Below are 20059 nucleotides of genomic sequence, written 5' to 3'. Positions count from 1 at the left end.
TCTTATTCTATATACTTAATAATTTGTTTAAGTTCTTCTAGAGTTTCTGGTTTTGCTATAATTTTCTTGTTTTTATCCAGCACAATATAAGTTGGCGTAGCATAAATTTGATATTTTCTTGCAATTGTATTTTCCCATTTTTTTAAACCCAGAACATTATGCCAATTGGTATATTTTTTAGTGTGTTTTTTCCAGTCGCTATCGTTGTCTTCCATTCCAAAAGCAATTACTTTTGAGTTTTTAATGTCTTTTGTAAATTCATATAATTGCGGAACTTCTCTTAAACAATGCCCACAACCTGTACTCCAAAAAACCAATACATAATTATTTGCTTCGTTAATGGTAGAAAGTTTATAGTTTTTACCACTAGTATTCCAAGTAATTTCTGGCGCAATTCTTCCAATTCCTACAGCTGTTCGTTCTAAATAATTAACTGTAAACTCGGTACTTTGAAGACTTGTGGGAAGTTTTTTATAGTAAGAATTCAATACATAATCTGCAAATTCAATATTATTAGCATTTACAAATTGCGTTATTAAAAACTCAATAAGATCTTTTTTAAATGTTTGATTTTTAGTTTTTGATAAAACCACTTTTACAGCTGTTTTATATAATTCTTTTTGTTTTGCTGGATCATCAGAATAGTTCATGTAAAACACATAATCTGTAATTCTATCAACCAAAAAAGTAGAATTATAAAGCGCTTGATTGTCAAAATCTATCGTGTCAAAAAAGTGATCATTAATAGATTTTAAATACACTTGCGGATCTTTTGCAATAACCGAACTATTATGTCTGTTGGTAGCTTTGATAAAATGATACACCATTTTACCTTTAGATTTTGCTAAATATTGCTTTTGTAAAGCAGCAATTTTTGCTAATTGAGTTTTGTATAAACTAGCTGTTTTAGCTTGTGGATCTTTTAAATAAGCAATTTGTAAAGAATCGGTTTTATATTGTTGAGAAGAAACAATTGTAATGTATTCTTGGTATAATTTATTTTCGGTAGATTTAGAAAAACGAATGGTTTCTTCTGCTTTTTCTGGATTAAAAGTAAAAGCAACATCTTCTTTGTTGAATAAGAAATCTGCAAATCCCCTTCCTTCTGTTTTGTAATTTACTCTATAAGCTCCAGGTTTTGCATCTGCCGGTAACTCAAAAGAAAATTTTCCATTTGCAACTTTACCACTTTTTACAAATACTTGTCTTGCACCTTCAATTTTATATAAAATAACCCAAGTATATTTTCCAGGCGGATTCATTTCTCCACTAATTTTAAATTGAGCTTGTAAACTAAATGAAATGAGTGCGAGTAGTAAAAATAATTTTTTCATTAAATAGGATTTAATTTCTTGATAAGTTTCAAGAAGCGTTCCAAAATTACTATTTATAACTTAAAATAATTACATTGCTTTAAAATTATTAACATGAATTTCACAAATAAAGTTGTTTGGATTACCGGAGCATCATCTGGAATCGGGAAAGCATTGGCAATACAGCTCTCTAAATTAGATGCAAAATTAATTTTATCAGCAAGAAACGAAGAAAAATTATTGGCTGTAAAAGAAGAATGTGAAAACTCAGATACAATTAAAATTTTACCGCTAGATTTAGAAGAATATGTGAGTTTAGCAACAAAAGTTACTGAAGCAATAAATTGGTTTGGAAGAATTGATATTTTAGTAAATAATGGCGGAATTAGTCAACGATCATTAGCAAGCGAAACCACAATTGCTGTTGATAAACGAATTATGGACATAAATTATTTAGGAACTGTTGCGTTATCAAAAGCATTATTGCCTCATTTTATTGAAAATAAAAACGGACAATTTGTTGTAACGACAAGTATTGTTGGTAAAATAGGAACTCCTTTACGTTCAAGTTATGCAGCTTCTAAACATGCCTTGCATGGTTTTTTTGATAGTTTACGAGCAGAAAATCATAAAAATAATATTTCAGTTACGTTGGTTTGCCCTGGATTTGTAAACACCAATGTTTCTATAAATGCCTTAACTGGCAATGGAACTGCACAAAATAAAATGGATGTTGCAACACAAAACGGAATTGATCCGAATAGATTTGCAAAAATGATGGTAAAAGCTATATTTGCTAAAAAAGAAGAAGTTTATATTGCCGGATTTAAAGAAAAACTAGGCGTTTATACAAAACGTTTTTTTCCGAAATTACTATCGGTTATGATTCGAAAATTATCTGTTACTTAAAAAAATCTAATCCTTCAAAATAAGAAACAATTGCTTCTTTCATCAATACAGATTGTTCGCCAGGTTTTAAATTAGGCAACTCTGTTTTTGCTTTATAATGTGGCCAACCATCGTCGTCAAAAAACTCAAATTCGTAATAACCATAAGGTTCTAACAATTTGCAAATTGCAATATGCATTAAGTTTATTTTTTCGTCTTTTTTAAATTTTCGGTGGCCTTGTCCCAATTCTTGAATGCCAATTAAATAAATAATTGCATCAATATCTAAAGGATCTCCATCAGCAAATTGAGCTGATAAATTAACAACTAACAAGTTCCATTTTTCTTTTAAAGAAGTAATTTCTGTCATAAACTCAAGATAAGCAACAAAGATACATACTATCTATAATATTTTGGTTCTTTTTTAGTAAGTTAGCGCAGATAAACAAAATAGTGCTGCATGAATGTTTTTGATATTGTAATTACCGTATTCTTATTATTTGGATTTGTTAGAGGTTTAATGAAAGGTCTATTTATAGAAGTTGCTTCGCTAGTTGCTTTAATTGGCGGTGTTTGGGGTTCAATTCATTTCTCTTATTTTATTGGAGATTTTTTAAAAGAAAGTGTTTCGTGGTCAGAAAAACAAATTTCTTTAGCAGCATTTGCAATTACTTTTATTTTGATAATTGTAGTTGTTAGTTTGATAGGAAAATTTTTAACAAAACTTGCAGATTTAGCCGCATTAGGAATGGTAAATAAAATATTTGGCGGTGTTTTTGGTTTGGTAAAAATAGGATTGGTTTTAAGTATTATTTTTATCTTTTTTGATAGAATGAACTCTTCAATTACTTTTGTAGATAAAGAAACTCTAGAAGAATCTATTTTATACAAACCAGTAAAAAGCATTGCGCCTACAATTTTTCCATCAATAATAAAAGAAGACGGAGTTGACGAAGATGTAATTGATACTATTATAAAAGAAGTAGAATAAAAAATATTAATTAATCTAATCGATATATTTCTCTGATAGATTCTAAAATAGTATTAAAATCAATTTCTAAATCGATTAATTTTCCAGAATGAATATCAAAAACCCAACCGTGAACTTTTAAACCTCTTTCTCTAATTGCTTTTTGAACTGCTGCTGTTTTAATTAAATTTATACATTGTTCTTGTACGTTTAACTCTACTAGTTTATCGTATTTTTCATCTTCACAAGTAATACTGTTTAACTCGTCTCTATGAATTCTATACACATCTCTAATGTTACGTAACCACGGATTTAGAATTCCTAAATCTTCAGGTTGCATTGCCGCTTTTACACCTCCACATGCATAATGACCACAAACTACAATGTCTTTTACTTTTAAGTGTACAACAGCATATTCTACCACAGACATTGCATTTAAGTCTGTACCAGTAATCATATTAGCAATATTTCTATGCACAAAAACTTCTCCAGGACCTAAACCCATTAAGTCTTCTGCAGTAACTCTACTGTCTGAACAACCTATATATAATAATTCTGGACCTTGACCTTTACCTAACTCATCAAAGTAGTTTGGGTTAGATGTTATTTTATTTTTAATCCACTCTTTATTATTTTTAAATACGTTTTTTAAATTCATATTATTTAGTTTTCAAGAAGTTTTGTAATTTTTTATCTTTTATAATTAAGCTCGAATTACTTTTTGCTATCTTAATTATGTTTGCTGATAGCGTAAGCAAGTTTACAAATAAAACCTAAAAGTTGTTTTATTTTTCTATTTTTTTTCAAGTTTAGAGTAAAAAATAGTGAAGTTTAATTTTTATTATTATGGTTGATGAAGCGTTTTTAGAAAATAAATAAACTGAATTACTCAGTTAACATTTTAATGTCATCGGAAGAAATCCAGCCAATTTTTCCATCAGCTAATTTTATTTTTTTCCAATTATCTAAGGCATCCAAAACACTAATTTTTGTTCCTTCATGCAATTCAAAAACGACATCAGAATTTAAAGTTGGGGCATTATTAACAGATGTTTTAGCTGAAAACACAATTGCATATTTTGTGTTGATTGCTTTTTGATATTGATGATACGTTGTAAACATCGAAATAATCAGTAAGAGAAAAGATAAAATACTGGTTAAGAAGTAAATTCTTTTTTTGTTAGAAATCGTTGAAAAGTAAAAAAACAGAAATAATGTAGCAGCTAAAAACGAAAACACAATTGTTAACATTGCCCATTGATTGTATGATAGTTTTTGTAAATAATTAATTTCTAATCGTTGTAAAAATGTTTTAGGAAGTTCTTCAATATTATCAATTGTCATTCTTTTTGCAAACTCTAAATTGTTTGCTGCATCTTTATTTAGTGGATCTAATAATAATGCTTTTTCGTAATTGTAAATTGTACTAGCAACTTTATTTAATTTGTAATAAGAATTACCCAAATTGTAATATAAAGTAGAAGAAATAGAATCTTTTGCTTCTATTTCTTGATAGATTTTTATTGCTTCTTCAAACTTGCCTTCTTTGTATAAAAGATTCGCATTATCAAACAATATTTTTGTGCTTGTTTGCGCAACAAAAATTGTTGAAGACAGCATACATAAAAAGAAAAATAGTTTTTTCATCTGTTATAATTGTTTGTCTAATGCGGTTATTACTTTTATCGATTTTTCAAAATCATCATTCATCATTACCACAGTAATTGGCGTATAACGAGCAATATCACAATTATTTAATACATCAATAAAGGCATTAATTGTAACCTTATCTATATGCTTAGAATTTAGAATTTCTATAATATTATCTCTGCTAATATCAGAAGTTTCTATTTGTAATTTTGCTTTTAAATAATTGTGTAACGCTTTTTCTAAAGCGATATAAAACTTTTCTTTATTACCTAATTGTTTCTTTGCAACGGATAAATATTTTCTTGCTAATCTATCAGCTTTTCGTTGTTTTACACCAACAAGATCATTATTTCTTTTTGATGAAAGATTGTAAATTATAATTCCAATCGGAATTGCAATTAACGGTAGTAAAAGCAACAAATAAAACCAAGTTGATTTAAAGAAATCTACTTTTTGTGATGGTTCAAAATTACTTTTAGTTTGAATATATCTAAAATTTGCTCCAGTTACGGCAACATCTTTTTTAACAATAGTATTTGTTGTATTTACAATTTCTTTTCCTTCTAAAACATTAACAAACAGGTCTTCTGTTGTAATGGTTTTGTATTTTTTTTCTGATGGATTAAAATATGAAAACGATACTTTAGGAATCTTATATTTTCCTTTAAACTGTGGTACAACGGTATATAAATTGTACACAGAACCTTGAATTCCGCTTAACGTAGTTCTGATAGCCTCTTTGTGTTCTGGTGTGTAAATTTCTAACTCTTTTGGAGTTTCAATTTCAGGAAGTTCAAATAATTTTAAATTTCCTTTTCCGGTTACAGCAACTTTTATTTGTGAAGATTCGTTTGCTTTTAAATCATTTTTACTAGAAGTTATTGCAAAATCAAATTCTCCAACTGCACCATTAAAGTTTTCAGGTTTATTTTCTAACGGCAATTGTTTTACGTTAATATCTCTTTTTGCTGATGAAAATACTTTTGTAATATTTCTAGTAATCGGGTTTCCAAAGAAATCTCCTCTTCCAGTTGGCACACCAATTAAGATATCCATTTTCATTGGTTCAATCAATAATTTACCAGATTTAGTAGGAATTAACAATGCTTTTTTTAGCACTACATATCTGTAGTTTTCTCCGTTATAAATTCCGCTTTTAATCTGTAAATTATTAATTGTTATATCTTGATTCCAAAAACCAATATATTGTGGTGTGTCTGTTACAGAAAAATCTTTAACACTAATATTTTCGCTTACATATAATTTATATTCTACATAAATTCCTTCGCCAACATAAGGTTGCGTTTTAGAAACTTCTGCAACTAAATGCACGTTTTGTTGCGCAATATAATTTGGATCGTTTGGATTTGGAGGAACATCTACTGCTTTTAGAATATTCATTTTTACCGAATTCGACGTCAGAGTTTTTCCGTTTAATTGAATTGTTGCTCCAGAAATTAAAAACGTTCCAACAGCTTTTGGTTCAACAATATACGTGTACGATTGCGAAAAGCTTACATCTCCGTTTATCCAAGATTGATTTACAGATTGACTTGGACCAGCAACAACTTTAAAATCTTTAAAACTTGGCGGCGAAAAATTATCCGCTCCTTGTTTGTTAATAGAAAATACAATTCTAAAGCGTTCATTAACACCTAATTTACTTTTGCTCACAGTAGTTTTAAAGGCTACTTGAGCAAAAATAGATTGAGCTATAAAACTCAGAAATAGAACAATGTAAATACTTTTGTTTTTCATTTTTTTGATCGTCAAAAATAATATCTTTTAAAAAAAATTAAAACAGAAATTACCAATCTTTTTCTTGCTTAACTTTAGTTCCTTTAGATTTTTTAACATTCATTTTCTTTTGGGTTTTCTTTTCCTCGTTGTTTAAACTTTCTAACAATTGTTTAATTTGTTGAGGTGTCATATTTCCCTTTTTTGGCTTAGGATTTTGCGGATTATTTTTTTGATCGTTTGGATTTTTCTTATCTTTTTGATCTTTGTCCTTATCTCCGTCTTTTTTATCGTTCTTTTTGTCGTCCTTCTTATCGTCTTTCTTTTGATCTCCTTTATCGTCGTTTTTATCTTTGTCGCCTTTTTTATCTTTATTATCTTTTTTGTCTTTGTTATCCTTTTTCTTATCGTCCTTCTTGTCGTCTTTTTTATCTTTATTTTTCTCGTTTTCTTTTTTCAACAATTCTTTAGCAACGGCTAAATTATAACGAGTTTCATCATCATTCGGATTGTTTCTCAATGCATTTTTATAAGCATCTACCGCTTGTTGATATTGTTTTTGCTCCATCGCAGCATTCCCAATATTATGAAAAGACTCAGCTTTTGTATATTTGTCTTCAGCACTTTTTGCAGAAACTTCGTATTGCGGCACGGCTTCTTTAAAGTTTTTTTGTTGATATAAAGCGTTCCCTAAATTATAACTCGCCTTTTTATAAGTCGAGCTTTTTTCTAAAGCTTTTTTAAATAACACACTTGCGTCTGTGTATTTTTCTTGCTGATATAATTCGTTTCCTTCTCTTAACAAACTTCTTGCTTCTCTTTGTAAAGCGATAGAATCTTTAACTTCTTGAGCGGTTAAAAGTGATGTAAAAAACATCAGAAACAGTAAAAATGAATAATGTACTTTCATAATTTTGTATTTAGTGCTCGTTAAATAAATCGATTTTTTTAACCCATTTTGTTTTCTTGTCTAAAAAGAAAACATCAATTAACAAAAAGAAAATTCCAAGCCCAATAAACCACTGAAATTGGTCTTTATAATCTGAAAATTGTTTGGTTTCAAATTCGTTTTTTTGTGCATTTGCAATTAGTTCTTCAATAAAATCAACTGGTTTTTCGGTTTTGTTTCCATCAATATATCTTCCGCTAGCTGCATTTGCAATTGCTTCTAACATTTCTGGCATTCTTTTAGTAATTACCGTTTCTCCTTTGTGTTTTTTATAACCAATTAAAGAACCGCTAACTTTCATCGGAATTGGGCCACCTTTTTCTGTTCCAACACCAATTGTATATACTTTTATACCTTCTTTAGACATGTTTTGGGCAACTTGTTTTGTGTCTTCTTGATGATCTTCTCCGTCAGAAATAATAATTAAAAAACGATTGGTTTGTTCATCATTATTATAATAGGTTTTTGCCAAATTTAATGCTTCGTTGATGGCTGTTCCTTGACTAGAAACCATATCTGGATTTGCATTTTGTAAAAACATTTTTGCAGCCGCATGATCTGTTGTTATTGGTAAAAGCGGATACGAATTTCCTGCATAAATAATAATACCAACTCTATCGCTTCCTAATTTATCAATAATTTTAGAAATAATTTGTTTTGCTTTTTCTAATCTGTTTGGCGCAATGTCTTCTGCCAACATACTTTTAGAAACATCCAACGCAAAAACAACATCTACACCTTCTCGTTTTACTGTTTTTAATTTGGTTCCCATTTTAGGGTTTACCAAAGAAATAATTAGAAAACCAAAACCAATTACTAAAAAAACCAACTTTAAAACGGATTTAAAAGTAGATGTATTTGGAGCTAATTTTTCTAATAAAACACGATCTGTAAATTTTTTCTGAGTTCTTTTTTTCCACCAAAAAGCCAATAGAAATACTACAATTATTGCCGGAATAATTGCTAGATAATAAAAATATATTGGTTCTTCTATTTGATACATCTTTAAATGAAACTTTTAAATAGTGTGTTTTTTAATAAAAATTCTAAAACTAATAATCCTAATGCTAGAAGCACTAAATTTCTGTATAATTCTTGATAATTATAGTATTTAAACTCTTCTATTTTTGTTTTTTCTAACTTGTTAATCTCGTCGTAAATTGCTTTTAACTCTGTGTTGTCTGTTGCTCTAAAATATTTTCCTTCTGTTTCGTTTGCAATGTGTTTTAGCAGTTCTTCATCAATTTCTACTTGCTGTTTTCTAAATTGCAATTGACCAGTTCTTGGGTCTTTAAAAGCAGGGAAATCTGCCATTCCGTTTGTTCCAATTCCAATGGTATATACTTTTATAGACAGTTCTTTTGCTAATTCTGTTGCTGTTTTCGGATCGATAAATCCAGAATTATTTACACCGTCTGTCAATAAAATTATGACTTTACTTTTTGCTTTGCTTTCTTTTAATCTGTTTACAGCAGAACCTAATCCCATTCCAATTGCTGTTCCGCCTTCTAATTGTCCCCATTTAATTTCAGAAATGGTTCTTTTTACAATTCCTTTATCACTTGTAATTGGCGTTTGCGTAAAACTTTCTCCAGCGTATAAAACAATTCCGATTCTATCATTTGGTCTTTGATTTACAAAATCGGTAGCAACTACTTTTAAAGCTTCTAATCTGTTAGGTTTTAAATCTCTTGCCAACATACTTGCAGAAACATCAATTGCCATTACAATATCAATTCCTCTGTTTGTTTTTGTTTTTTTACTTACAGCAACATTTCTTGGTCTTGCCAAAGCTAAAATTAAAAGACACAATGCACTTATTCTTAATATAAATAACATTGGTTTTAATTTACCAATGATTGATTGTTCTGCTTTAAAACCTTTTACACTTGGTATTGTTAATGTTGCCGAACTTTTTTTACGAACCAAAACACGCCAAAGAATTACTAACGGAATTAGCGCAAACAACCAGAAAAACTCTGGACTATGAAACTCAAAATTACTCCAGTTCATCATCTTCGGTTTTAGTTTCAGGAGTTTTTATTGCTTCTGGTTTTAATTCATTCACAACTTCTTCAGCTTCTTTTCTATTTGCTTCAATTTGCTCAGACATTGGTTTCGATTTTGCAAATTTCACCAAATCCGCTTCTCGTAACAAATCTCTTAATTTTTTGATGTTTTCTTTTGTGGTTGAAATTGATTTTGAATCATTAAAATCAGTTAAAGTTTCTATCAATTCATCTGTTGTAGATTCTAACGCTGGCACTTTTAGTTCACGTTCTATAAACCCTCTTACAATTTCTGTTAACTCACTATAATATTCTTTAACCTTATTGTTTTGCCACAATAATTTCTCATCCAATTCTTGTAATTTCTGAATCGCTTCTTCATAAGGTGGTAAAGCAGGAATTACTTCTTCTTCAACAACTTCTTTTTTCTTTCTTAGAACGAAATATAAAATCAATCCAAGAACAACGAATGCAATTAAAACATACCATAAATACGGTTTAAAATCATCAAACTGATACGGTTCTTTTTGAATTGATTTTATTGGAAACATTTTTTGTTTTGTGGTATCTATGGCAACTGTTGCAACATTTATCAACAAAGAATCTGTTAAAAATAATTTCTGACGGATAAATATTTGTTGTTGCGGAATGTAATAAGCACCGCTATCAAAACTTGTTAAAATGTATTTTTTAATCAATTGATTTTTTAACGTATCAATTTTTTTATCTTCTATAATTTCTAAACCAGTTAGGTTTTCTAGCTTAGGAATGATCACATTAGCGGTGTCGTTAACCGTTATTTTAAATTCAAATTGCTCGCCAATTCTAATACTGGTCGTGTCAATTTCTGCTTTTACAACAGGAATACTTTGTGCAAATGTTGCAATTGAAAATAATAATAATATGTAAAATAATTTTTGTTTCATTTTCGTTTTGTCTGGTCGAGCGGAGCCAAGACCTAATTAACCTCTCGACTCTGTTCGAGGAGACATTTTTTTATTGTTTATCCTTTGTGTTTAAAATAGCCTAATAATTTTTTCACATAATCTTCATCCACACGAGTTGTAATTGTTCCAGCTCCAGATTTGCTAAATGTTTTTGTATAATAATCGTGTAAACGCAATGCGTTTGCTTTGTAATTTCTTCTAATATTTTTAGAACTTGTATTTACCAATTGTATTTTTTCAGTTTCTGCATCTTGCATGGGTACAATTCCTAAATTCGGAATTTCGGCATCGTGTTTGTCAAAAATTTTGATTCCTGTAACATCGTGTTTTCTTCCTGCAATTTTTAATGTTTGTTCGTAATCATCATCCATAAAATCTGATAATAAAAAAACAATAGCTTTCTTTTTCATCACATTTGATAAAAATTTCAACGCTTCATTGATGTTTGTTTTTTTACTTTTTGGTTTAAACTCAATTAATTCTCTGATGATTCTTAACACATGACTTTTTCCTTTTTTTGGCGGAATGTATAATTCTACTTGATCAGAAAATAAAATCAGTCCAACTTTGTCATTGTTTAGAATTGCAGAAAAAGCCAATGTTGCTGCAATTTCTGTTGCGGTGTCTCTTTTAAATTGTTGATTTGTTCCAAAGAATTCAGAACCAGAAATATCTACCATTAAAACCATGGTTAATTCTCGTTCTTCTTCAAAAACTTTTACATAAGGTTCGTTGTAACGCGCAGTAACATTCCAGTCAATAGCTCTAATGTCATCGCCATATTGATATTGACGTACTTCAGAAAACGTCATACCACGACCTTTGAAAGTCGAATGATATTCGCCACCAAAAATATGATCAGACAACCGACGTGTCTTAATCTCTATTTTTCGTACTTTTTTAAGTATTTCTTTTGTATCCATTGTTTCAGTAAACAGTATTCAGTAGCAGTATTCAGTAAACAGTATTCAGTTACGGTTTTCAGTAAACAGTTTTCATTAGCAAATTTCAGTAAGAGTAAGCAACTGCCAACTGTTACTGATTTTTACTGCAAACTCATTTACGGAACTTCAACTTCGTTAATAATGCTGTTTATTATATCTTCTGAAGTGATATTTTCTGCTTCAGCTTCGTAAGTAATTCCGATTCTGTGACGCAAAACATCGTGTACAACTGCTCTAACATCTTCAGGAATTACATAACCTCTTCGTTTGATAAAAGCGTAACATTTTGCAGCTTTTGCTAAGTTGATGCTTCCACGAGGAGAAGCTCCAAAACTAATCAAAGCATTTAAGTTAGGTAAGTTATATTTATCTGGATAACGTGTTGCAAAAATGATATCTAGAATGTATTTTTCAATTTTTTCATCCATGTAAACCTCATTAACAACTTCACGAGCTTTTAAAATTTGTTCTACAGAAATTACAGGATTTACAGTAATAAAATCGTTGTTTAAATTCTGACGCATAATGGTTTGCTCATCAGAAATTTTTGGATAATCAATTACTACTTTCAACATAAAACGGTCAACTTGTGCTTCTGGTAAAGGATACGTACCTTCTTGTTCTACCGGATTTTGTGTTGCCATTACTAAAAAAGGTTCGTCTAACTTAAAGGTTTCATCACCAATTGTAATTTGACGTTCTTGCATGGCTTCTAATAAAGCAGATTGCACTTTTGCTGGCGCTCTGTTAATCTCATCCGCCAATACAAAATTTGCAAAAATTGGTCCTTTTTTAATCATGAAATCATTTTCTTTCATGTTGTAAATCATGGTTCCAACAACATCCGCAGGTAATAAATCTGGCGTAAACTGAACTCTACTAAAAGAAGCTTGAACCGCTTTAGATAATGTGTTAATTGCTAATGTTTTTGCCAAACCCGGAACACCTTCAAGAAGAATATGTCCGTTTCCTAACAAACCAATTAACAACCTTTCTACCATGTCTTTCTGACCGACAATAACCTTGTTCATTTCTAAGGTTAAAATGTCTATAAAGGCACTTTCTCTTTCAATCTTTTCATTGATTGCTCTTACATCTACATTCATTTGTTGCTCTATCATTTTAGTAATTTAAGTTTGATAAAAATTTATTGGAAACAAAGCTACAATAATAGCGATTTTTTTCTTGTTAAAAGAATGCTAAAGGTTTGGTTAAAAGAATGTGAAAAGAGAGTTATTTATAGTTGCTTTAGAGCAAGTTTGTTGTCTTTAAAATCAACACTCAAGCTTCTGTTGTTTTAATCGATAGTTTATATCTTGAGAGAGAAACCCCTGAAGCACTAAATAAACAATTCTTGAATTATTAGGTGTAAATAATACTTTTACCTCCTTGTTTTTATTCTGAAATAATACAATTATAGAAATAAAATGAAGGAATTTTAAAAAATATAAACATTAATCATGTACAGTAAATGTATGGAATAGAAGTGTAAAAAACTCCCAAAATTTTGTTTGGGAGTTTTACGAAAATATTTAAAACACTCTATTCCTTTTTTTTCTCTTCGAAAAAGGGAGTCCAATCTTGAACTCCAACAATTCGAGTAAATAAAGAATCTTTATTTTTTTTGTAAAATGTTGTCGGATAGATATCTACTTCAAAAACATTATCTTTTGGATTAACCAAATAAAAAGGTACGTTAGTGAAATTATTTTTTTTAAGAAATTTCTGTACAACATCTTTTTCCTCATCAGAGATAAAATAAAAACTATAATTTCGCTTATTTAGCAGTAAACTATCAAACTGTTTTAATTCTCTAACACAAGGTTTGCACCAGGTTGCCCAATAATGAATAAATTTATTCTTTTCAGACAAATTAATATACTCATTGTTATTCGTTTTCAAATTAAGTACTTTTTGATTTTTTGCTGTAATAACAATTTTATTATTTTTACTCTGTTTCCAAATTTTATCAAATTTCAGAATGTTGTTTACAACCAAGGTTCCGAAAAAAACAAAAATTACCGTAACAGATAAAAATAAAACCCAAGTAAATTTTCTATTAGTATTCATGAGTAATAAGATTTAAAGAGTCAGTATTATTTACTTATTGATAAGCTTTTTAAAAAAATAATATAAATACCCAAAGGGAACCCATATATATAGGGATTTGTCTTTTATTTTATCTTTTCTGATTTTATTTAAAAACACAAATCTAATATAAACAGTAGCAATAATAATAAAAAGAACAAATAGAATACTTAATATTTTATAAAATAATTCCATAGCTAATAAATAGAAGCAATAATGACACATGAAACAGCAAAACTAGCATCTCCAATTGGTCCCAAACCTGCTATTGCTCCTGAAAAATTAGTAAGTAACAATGCTTCTAAACATCCGCCGCTTTGAGAATCACTTGTACAAACTGTTCTCAGACAGGTATAACATTCTCCCCAGCTCACATTTCCGTCATCTCCACCAGAGCACTCTTCTGGAAATTTAGCTAATAATTTTTCTTTTGAAATATACCCGTATTTAGCTAAAGTTTCCCTAGGGATTTTTCTTTTTTCTACTTCAATAATTTTCTTATCCTTAATATTGTAATTGTAAAATATTTCATTATCATAATTAACATCTCTCATGGAAATTACTCCTTCATTTTTTTCAAAATCATACTTAGATAAATCTTTCAAAATCATGGCATAATTATTATTATTAGGCAAAACCTTGTTTGTAGTAAAATCTGTCATTAATACAGCATGCAATACTCCTATTTTTTTTCCATTTTTTTCAAAAACAATATTTAAAATTGGCACTTTTAGGTTATTCTTTTTATCTTCATACGTAGTAATTCGAGATAAATCATGATTTATCTCATAACTCACATATAATGAATTTTTATAATCATCTGACTGATAAAATGCCATCATTTCTGGTGCAATAGAGGTTTCCTCTAAGATATTTGTTGTGTTTTCTTTAGTACAAGAGAAAAACATAATTCCAATTGTTAAAAAGCACAGTATGCTTAATTTATAAAATTTTTTCATTTTTAAATGTGTATTAGAAATCAATTTTCACCTTTTTTAGGCTATTGATTTATTATTATATATTTTTTAAATTCTACGAAGTGTATTACTTTTGTAACACTTCCCTCTGTTTGTATTGTGTAGCTATGTCATAATAGTTGCGTTTTAAGGTGAAACATTTATGTAAGATATTTTTGTTCTTAAAGTTTTATAAGCAGAGGTTTTTTTCTTTTCCATAGCAATCTTAAGTAAGGTTTTTGCAATTTTTTACATTGTAAAGTTTGTAATTGTTTTTTTTATAACCTAATCTTTTAATTCCCTTTTTGGAATACCCATTTATGGGGTAGAATTCTTCTCACGGAAAATGGGTATTCCAAATTGGAAAAATTTTATTCACATTTTTTCAGTAATTTTGGTAGAAAGAAAAAAAGCAATATATATATATATATATATATAAGAATATGGGAAAGGAAAAAATAGAAACAGAAACTACTAAAGTTTTAGAACGGATAGTACAAAAAAGACAAGAGTTAGGAATTTCTCAAAAGGATTTAGCTCTTAAATTACATTTGTCTTTTAACGGGTATTTTAAAATTGAAACGGGCAAAACAAAGCTAGATATTAAACGTTTGTTAGAAATAGCAGAGGTTTTAAATGTTAATCCTTGTTGCTTTCTTGAAGATTAAATTTCTTTAGAGAAAGTTTGTTTTCTTCAAAAACGCCATACGTAAAATGACCAATCCAATCGCCTAAATTAATGTATTTGCAGTTTTCTGTTAACTGAATATCTAAAGGTAAATGTCTGTGCCCAAATACAAAATAATCGTAGTGTTTGGTTTCTAGTTTGCGTTTGCAATATTGTGCTAACCATTCATTTTCTTCGCCTAAAAATACAGCATCTTCTTCGCCAGAAATCAATTTGTTTTTAACCGACATATATTGTCCTAATCGCATTCCTAAGTCTGGATGCAGCCATTTAAATAGCCATTGAAATAAAGGAAAAGTAAATACTTTTTTCATGCGTTTGTAGCCTTTGTCTCCAGGACCTAAACCATCGCCATGACCAATAAATAAAGTAGTGTTGTTAAATGTAAATTCTTGAGGTTTGTGATATACAGGGATGTTCAATTCTTTTTCAAAGTAATCTTTCATCCATAAATCATGATTTCCTACAAAAAAATAAATCGGAATTCCGCTGTCTTTTATTTCTGCTAATTTTCCTAAAACTCTTACAAATCCTTTCGGAACAACAGTTTTATATTCAAACCAAAAATCAAATAAATCGCCCAATAAAAAAATTGCAGCTGCATCTTCTTTTATTTCGTTTAACCAAGCAACAAATTTTTGTTCTCTTGGAAAACTTGCTTCTGAAGTTGGCGCTCCTAAATGCTGATCGGAAGCAAAGTATACTTTTTTGTTTTTTGGAATTTCAAGATTCATTGTCACAAAGAAACGGCATTAATTGTTACTTTCCAACTCTAACACTTTTTGCAGCATTTTATCATCAGATTGTATCACTCTATAAAAACCATCGTCGCCATAAATTTGACTTGCAATTGTTGCTTTTAAATATTCTTTTATGGTTTGTTCAATTTTTTTTGAAGGTTTAAATCGCTTTGCATAACGTCTTCTAGAATCTTTTAGAGTGGTGTTGATGCTTTCTAAATACTCGTTATACGGTTTGTTGATGTCATAATTTTTGATAAAACTATCTAAACTGTTTTTTGACAATTCTTTTCTGTTAACATCCACCAAATCAAAAGCAAAGTTCTGAATGGTATTAAAATAGAAAGTGTTTAAATAGGATGTTGTATCAACAGCAACAAAAACGTCGGGAATAATTCCACCACCGCCATAAACAATCTTTCCTTTTGGCGTTGTAAACTTTAAAGAATCAACCACTTTTATACTATCTTTATTAAGTAATTCTCCGTTTTCAATTCTATTATTTAAATCTCTAGAATAGTTTCTTTTTTTACCTTTTTCGTATGGTTTTTGAATGGATCTACCAGTTGGCGTATAATAACGTGCAATTGTTAAACGGACAGCAGAACCATCACCTAAATCTAATTCTTCTTGTACTAACCCTTTGCCAAAAGAACGTCTTCCGATTGTTGTTCCGCGATCATTATCTTGTAGAGCACCCGCAACAATTTCTGAAGCCGAAGCAGAATTTTGGTCGATCAAAATATACAATCCGCCATTTTGAAAAGTGCCACGATTTGTTGCATACGATTCATCTACATTACCTTTATTATCTTTTGTAAAAACAATTAGTTTTCCATCTTCTAAAAATTCATCAACAATACTAGTTGCAATATCTACATATCCGCCACCATTTCCTCTGAGGTCTAACACTAAATCTGTCATTCCTCTTTTTTGAAGTGTTGTTAAGGCAGTTTTAAATTCTTCGTATGATGTTCTTGCAAAACGCTCTAATTTAATATAACCAATAGACTCATTTATCATATAAGAAACATCGACACTTTTAATGGCAACTTTTCCTCTTTTTATAGAAATTGTAAACAAAGAATCATTCGATTTTCTATAAACTTGTAAATCAATAGCTGTATTTGTTTTTCCTTTTAAAAATTTAGGAATGGCATTTGTATTGTATTTTTTGCCAAATAAAGTATCAGTATTTGCCATTAAAATTCTGTCTCCTGCTTTAATTCCTGCTTTAATACTTGGTCCACCTTTTATGGGTTGAATTACCGTAATAGAATCTTTTATCATTCTAAACTGAACACCAATTCCTACAAAATTACCTTGCATATTTTCTGTAATTTCTTGCAAGTTTTCTTTTGGAATGTAAACAGAATGTGGATCTAATTTACCTAAGACTTGTGTAATAGCACCATCTAATAAATTATCAGTATCTACGCTATCTACATAATCTCTTTGGATGTAATCTATTAAGCGTTTTATTTTTACTTCGTTCGAAGATTTTTTTGCAAAGAAGTTGTTATAGGAATTATTTCCGTTAAAGAAAGTACCTATTAAAACGCCTATTACAACTGCAAAAGCAAAGTAAAGTGGTAAATAATTTTTATCTTTCATTTGTTAACTGCATTAGTTCTACGCCAGCTTTTTTTAAGAATTGTAAACCTGTTTCGTCTTTGTAAGAGTTTGCGTACACAACCCTTTTTATACCAGCTTGATGTATAAGTTTGCTACACTCTTTGCAGGGCGACATCGTTATGTATAACGTTGCGCCGTTACAAGATTGTGTAGAAGAAGCTACTTTTAAAATAGCATTTGCTTCTGCGTGTAATACATACCATTTGGTGTAATTATCTTCGTCCTCACAAAAATTTTCGAAACCGGTTGGAGTTCCGTTAAATCCGTCAGAAATAATCATACGGTCTTTTACAATTAAAGCGCCAACTTGTTTGCGTTCGCAATGCGATAATTTTGCCCATTCTTGAGCCATCTTCAAATAAGCAGTATCGTATTTATGTTGCTTTTTATTCATGCAGCTAATGTAGTTTCTTTTATAAAGTTGAAGCGTTAATTTTTTACCAAAAAACGCGTTCTATCATCATTGGTATTACAAAACCAATTACAATAGACGAGGTAACCATAATCCAATCTCTTTTTGTAACCTTAAGAATAGATTGCATTAAAGAACCAACAATTAAAATTCCTAAAACAATAATTACTTGCGATAATTCAATTCCTAATGCAAATTCTATCAACGGCATTAATTTATCTTCCTCTCTACCAATCATCATTCTAAAGTAATTAGAGAATCCTAAACCGTGAATTAATCCAAAAAATAACGCAAAAACTAAGTTGATAGTACCTTTGCTATTTGCTAATTTTCCTAAGTTGTAAATATTTGCAATTCCAGTAATAAAAATAGTTAACGGGATTAAAAACTCTACAATGGCAACATCAACTTTTAAAACTCCATACGCAGATAAAGCCAATGTTAAACTGTGCCCAATTGTAAATAATGTAATCAACCACAGTACTTTTTTAAGTTGATGAAATTCAAAAATAACAGCCAGGGCAATTAAAAAAAGAATATGATCGTATGCAGAAAAATCTAGCACATGATTTAGTCCCATTTTTACATATAAAAGAAATTCGTCCATTAAAAATGTTTTTAGAAAATCAAATATATTAAAAAAGTTATGCTCAGTATTCTTAAACCTAAATAATATTTATAAATTTGGAAGAGTTTGAAAATATATCACACAATTATTAACTAATCAAAATAATATGAGTTCTAGAAGAGATTTTATAAAAAAATCAGCGATTATTGGCACAGGAATAGCAATGTCTCCAAGTTTATCATTTGCATCAAATAATCCTTATAAAGATGAAAAATTAAAAGTAGGATTAATTGGTGTTGGTTTACGAGGAACCAACCACTTAAATAATGTGTTATTAAGAGACGATGTTTTGGTTACTGCAATTTGTGATACCGATTCTAGAAGAATTAAAATAGCTTTAGATAGAATTGATAAAGCGGGAGAAAAGAAGCCTAAAATTTTTGGTAAAAACGATCTAGATTATAAAAATTTATTAGCCTTAGATGATGTTGATGCTGTAATTATTTCTACGCCTTGGTTGTGGCATACTCGCATGGCAAAAGACGCAATGTTGGCTGGGGTTTACGCTGGTTTAGAAGTTTCTGCGGCAAATACAATGGAAGAATGTTGGGATTTGGTAAATACTCACGAAGAAACAGGAACGCATATGATGATTCTTGAAAATGTAAATTACCGTAGAGATGTTTTGGCTGTTTTAAACATGGTAAAACAAAATCTATTTGGAGAATTATTACATTTTAGATGTGGATATCAACACGATTTGCGTTTTGTTAAATTTAATGACGGAAAGTCTGCTTACGGAAAAGGAGTGGAGTTTGGAGAAAAAGGAATTTCAGAATCTGCTTGGAGAACACAACATTCTTTATTAAGAAATGCAGATGTGTATCCAACGCACGGAGTTGGACCAATGGCAATAATGTGTGATGTAAACAGAGGAAACAGATTTATGTCGCTAACATCTCACGCAACAAAAGCAAGAGGATTAAACAAATATATTGTTGATAATGGAGGAAAAGAACATCCAAATGCAAAATTAAAATGGAAGCAAGGTGATATTATTACATCAACCATAGAAACAACAAATGGCGAAACTATTATTGTAACTCACGATTGTAATTCGCCAAGACCGTATTCTTTAGGATTTAGAGTTCAAGGAACAGAAGGACTTTGGGAAAAAGATGGTGATAGAATGTATATTGAAGGAAAATCGAAACCTCATCGTTGGGACGAATCTAAAGAATGGTTAGAAAAATACGATCATCCACTTTGGAAAAAATTTGGAGAACACGCACAAGGCGCTGGTCATGGCGGAATGGATTTCTTTGTAATTAATGCTTTTGTAGAATCGGCAAAACGTAATATTGCGCCACCTTTAGATGCTTATGATGCAGCTGCTTGGAGCGCAATTACACCGCTTTCTGAAGCGTCAATAGAAAACAACGGAGCGCCACAAGATTTTCCAGATTTTACACGTGGAATGTGGGTAAAACGCAAGCCTTATAATTGGATAAAAGACACTTATTAATACTAAAAGCCTCAACTTTCTAGTTGAGGTTTTTTTAAGT

21 protein-coding genes are annotated in these 20059 nt (G+C 29.8%); 4 read left to right on the top strand and 17 right to left on the bottom strand.

Annotation, left to right across the window (positions count from 1 at the left end):
- Positions 1-2: 2 nt before the first annotated feature.
- Complete coding sequence (locus tag ABDX67_RS00605; protein ID WP_347172735.1) at positions 3-1334, bottom strand: redoxin domain-containing protein; 1332 nt, start codon at positions 1332-1334, stop codon at positions 3-5.
- 93 nt (positions 1335-1427) lie between these two features.
- Between ABDX67_RS00605 and ABDX67_RS00600 the strand changes: the two genes are divergently transcribed.
- Positions 1428-2222, top strand: a complete 795-nt coding sequence (locus ABDX67_RS00600) for an SDR family oxidoreductase (protein WP_347172734.1) — start codon at positions 1428-1430, stop codon at positions 2220-2222.
- Here the strand turns inward: ABDX67_RS00600 and ABDX67_RS00595 are convergent.
- Positions 2215-2571, bottom strand: coding sequence for a hypothetical protein (locus ABDX67_RS00595; protein WP_347172733.1), 357 nt, complete (start codon positions 2569-2571; stop codon positions 2215-2217). The two genes, ABDX67_RS00600 and ABDX67_RS00595, sit on opposite strands and share 8 nt — an antisense overlap.
- 90 nt (positions 2572-2661) lie before the next feature.
- Between ABDX67_RS00595 and ABDX67_RS00590 the strand changes: the two genes are divergently transcribed.
- Positions 2662-3192, top strand: coding sequence for a CvpA family protein (locus ABDX67_RS00590; protein WP_347172731.1), 531 nt, complete (start codon positions 2662-2664; stop codon positions 3190-3192).
- 10 nt (positions 3193-3202) lie between these two features.
- Here the strand turns inward: ABDX67_RS00590 and ABDX67_RS00585 are convergent, their stop codons facing one another.
- The 11 genes from ABDX67_RS00585 to ABDX67_RS00535 all read right to left on the bottom strand — a co-directional run bounded on the left by ABDX67_RS00585 (position 3203) and on the right by ABDX67_RS00535 (position 14478).
- Positions 3203-3829, bottom strand: a complete 627-nt coding sequence (locus ABDX67_RS00585; RefSeq protein WP_347172730.1) for a carbonic anhydrase — start codon at positions 3827-3829, stop codon at positions 3203-3205.
- A 227-nt stretch (positions 3830-4056) separates the two neighbouring features.
- Positions 4057-4818 (bottom strand): tetratricopeptide repeat protein, encoded by a 762-nt coding sequence (locus ABDX67_RS00580; protein WP_347172729.1) that lies wholly within the window; start codon positions 4816-4818, stop codon positions 4057-4059.
- A gap of 3 nt (positions 4819-4821) precedes the next feature.
- Entirely contained in the window at positions 4822-6579 is a 1758-nt protein-coding gene (locus tag ABDX67_RS00575; protein WP_347172727.1) for a BatD family protein, read from the bottom strand.
- Positions 6580-6628: 49 nt separating this feature from the next.
- Positions 6629-7468, bottom strand: a complete 840-nt coding sequence (locus ABDX67_RS00570) for a tetratricopeptide repeat protein (RefSeq protein ID WP_347172726.1) — start codon at positions 7466-7468, stop codon at positions 6629-6631.
- Between the two features lie 10 nt (positions 7469-7478).
- Complete coding sequence (locus tag ABDX67_RS00565; RefSeq protein ID WP_347172724.1) at positions 7479-8510, bottom strand: VWA domain-containing protein; 1032 nt, start codon at positions 8508-8510, stop codon at positions 7479-7481.
- Between the two features lie 2 nt (positions 8511-8512).
- Positions 8513-9520: a vWA domain-containing protein gene (locus ABDX67_RS00560; protein WP_347172723.1), complete on the bottom strand. Its 1008-nt coding sequence runs from the start codon at positions 9518-9520 to the stop codon at positions 8513-8515.
- Positions 9507-10442: a hypothetical protein gene (locus ABDX67_RS00555; RefSeq protein WP_347172721.1), complete on the bottom strand. Its 936-nt coding sequence runs from the start codon at positions 10440-10442 to the stop codon at positions 9507-9509. The genes ABDX67_RS00560 and ABDX67_RS00555 overlap by 14 nt, the downstream gene beginning before the upstream one ends.
- A 77-nt stretch (positions 10443-10519) precedes the next feature.
- Entirely contained in the window at positions 10520-11386 is an 867-nt protein-coding gene (locus tag ABDX67_RS00550; protein WP_347172719.1) for a DUF58 domain-containing protein, read from the bottom strand.
- A gap of 137 nt (positions 11387-11523) precedes the next feature.
- Complete coding sequence (locus tag ABDX67_RS00545; protein WP_430438060.1) at positions 11524-12513, bottom strand: AAA family ATPase; 990 nt, start codon at positions 12511-12513, stop codon at positions 11524-11526.
- 436 nt (positions 12514-12949) lie between these two features.
- Positions 12950-13477, bottom strand: a complete 528-nt coding sequence (locus tag ABDX67_RS00540; RefSeq protein WP_347172717.1) for a TlpA family protein disulfide reductase — start codon at positions 13475-13477, stop codon at positions 12950-12952.
- 215 nt (positions 13478-13692) lie between these two features.
- Entirely contained in the window at positions 13693-14478 is a 786-nt protein-coding gene (locus tag ABDX67_RS00535) for a hypothetical protein (RefSeq protein ID WP_347172715.1), read from the bottom strand.
- Positions 14479-14894: 416 nt separating this feature from the next.
- Here ABDX67_RS00535 and ABDX67_RS00530 point away from each other — a divergent pair, with 416 nt between their 5' ends.
- Complete coding sequence (locus ABDX67_RS00530; protein WP_347172713.1) at positions 14895-15119, top strand: helix-turn-helix domain-containing protein; 225 nt, start codon at positions 14895-14897, stop codon at positions 15117-15119.
- Here the strand turns inward: ABDX67_RS00530 and ABDX67_RS00525 are convergent.
- The 4 genes from ABDX67_RS00525 to ABDX67_RS00510 are packed head-to-tail and all read right to left on the bottom strand — an operon-like array spanning position 15091 to position 18533.
- On the bottom strand, positions 15091-15873 hold the full coding sequence (locus ABDX67_RS00525) for a UDP-2,3-diacylglucosamine diphosphatase (protein ID WP_347172711.1): 783 nt from the start codon (positions 15871-15873) through the stop codon (positions 15091-15093). The genes ABDX67_RS00530 and ABDX67_RS00525 overlap by 29 nt on opposite strands.
- An 18-nt stretch (positions 15874-15891) precedes the next feature.
- Positions 15892-17493, bottom strand: a complete 1602-nt coding sequence (locus ABDX67_RS00520; RefSeq protein WP_347172710.1) for a S41 family peptidase — start codon at positions 17491-17493, stop codon at positions 15892-15894.
- On the bottom strand, positions 17483-17908 hold the full coding sequence (locus ABDX67_RS00515; protein WP_347172708.1) for a deoxycytidylate deaminase: 426 nt from the start codon (positions 17906-17908) through the stop codon (positions 17483-17485). The genes ABDX67_RS00520 and ABDX67_RS00515 overlap by 11 nt, the downstream gene beginning before the upstream one ends.
- 43 nt (positions 17909-17951) lie before the next feature.
- Positions 17952-18533, bottom strand: a complete 582-nt coding sequence (locus ABDX67_RS00510) for a HupE/UreJ family protein (RefSeq protein ID WP_347172707.1) — start codon at positions 18531-18533, stop codon at positions 17952-17954.
- A gap of 127 nt (positions 18534-18660) precedes the next feature.
- Here ABDX67_RS00510 and ABDX67_RS00505 point away from each other — a divergent pair, with 127 nt between their 5' ends.
- Positions 18661-20019: a Gfo/Idh/MocA family protein gene (locus ABDX67_RS00505; protein WP_347172705.1), complete on the top strand. Its 1359-nt coding sequence runs from the start codon at positions 18661-18663 to the stop codon at positions 20017-20019.
- Positions 20020-20059: the final 40 nt, after the last annotated feature.

This window comes from Polaribacter uvawellassae (assembly GCF_039748955.1).
Classification (GTDB): domain Bacteria; phylum Bacteroidota; class Bacteroidia; order Flavobacteriales; family Flavobacteriaceae; genus Polaribacter; species Polaribacter uvawellassae.
The sequence above is the reverse complement of the archived record's forward strand: the minus strand, read 5'-3'. Positions and strand labels throughout refer to the sequence as shown.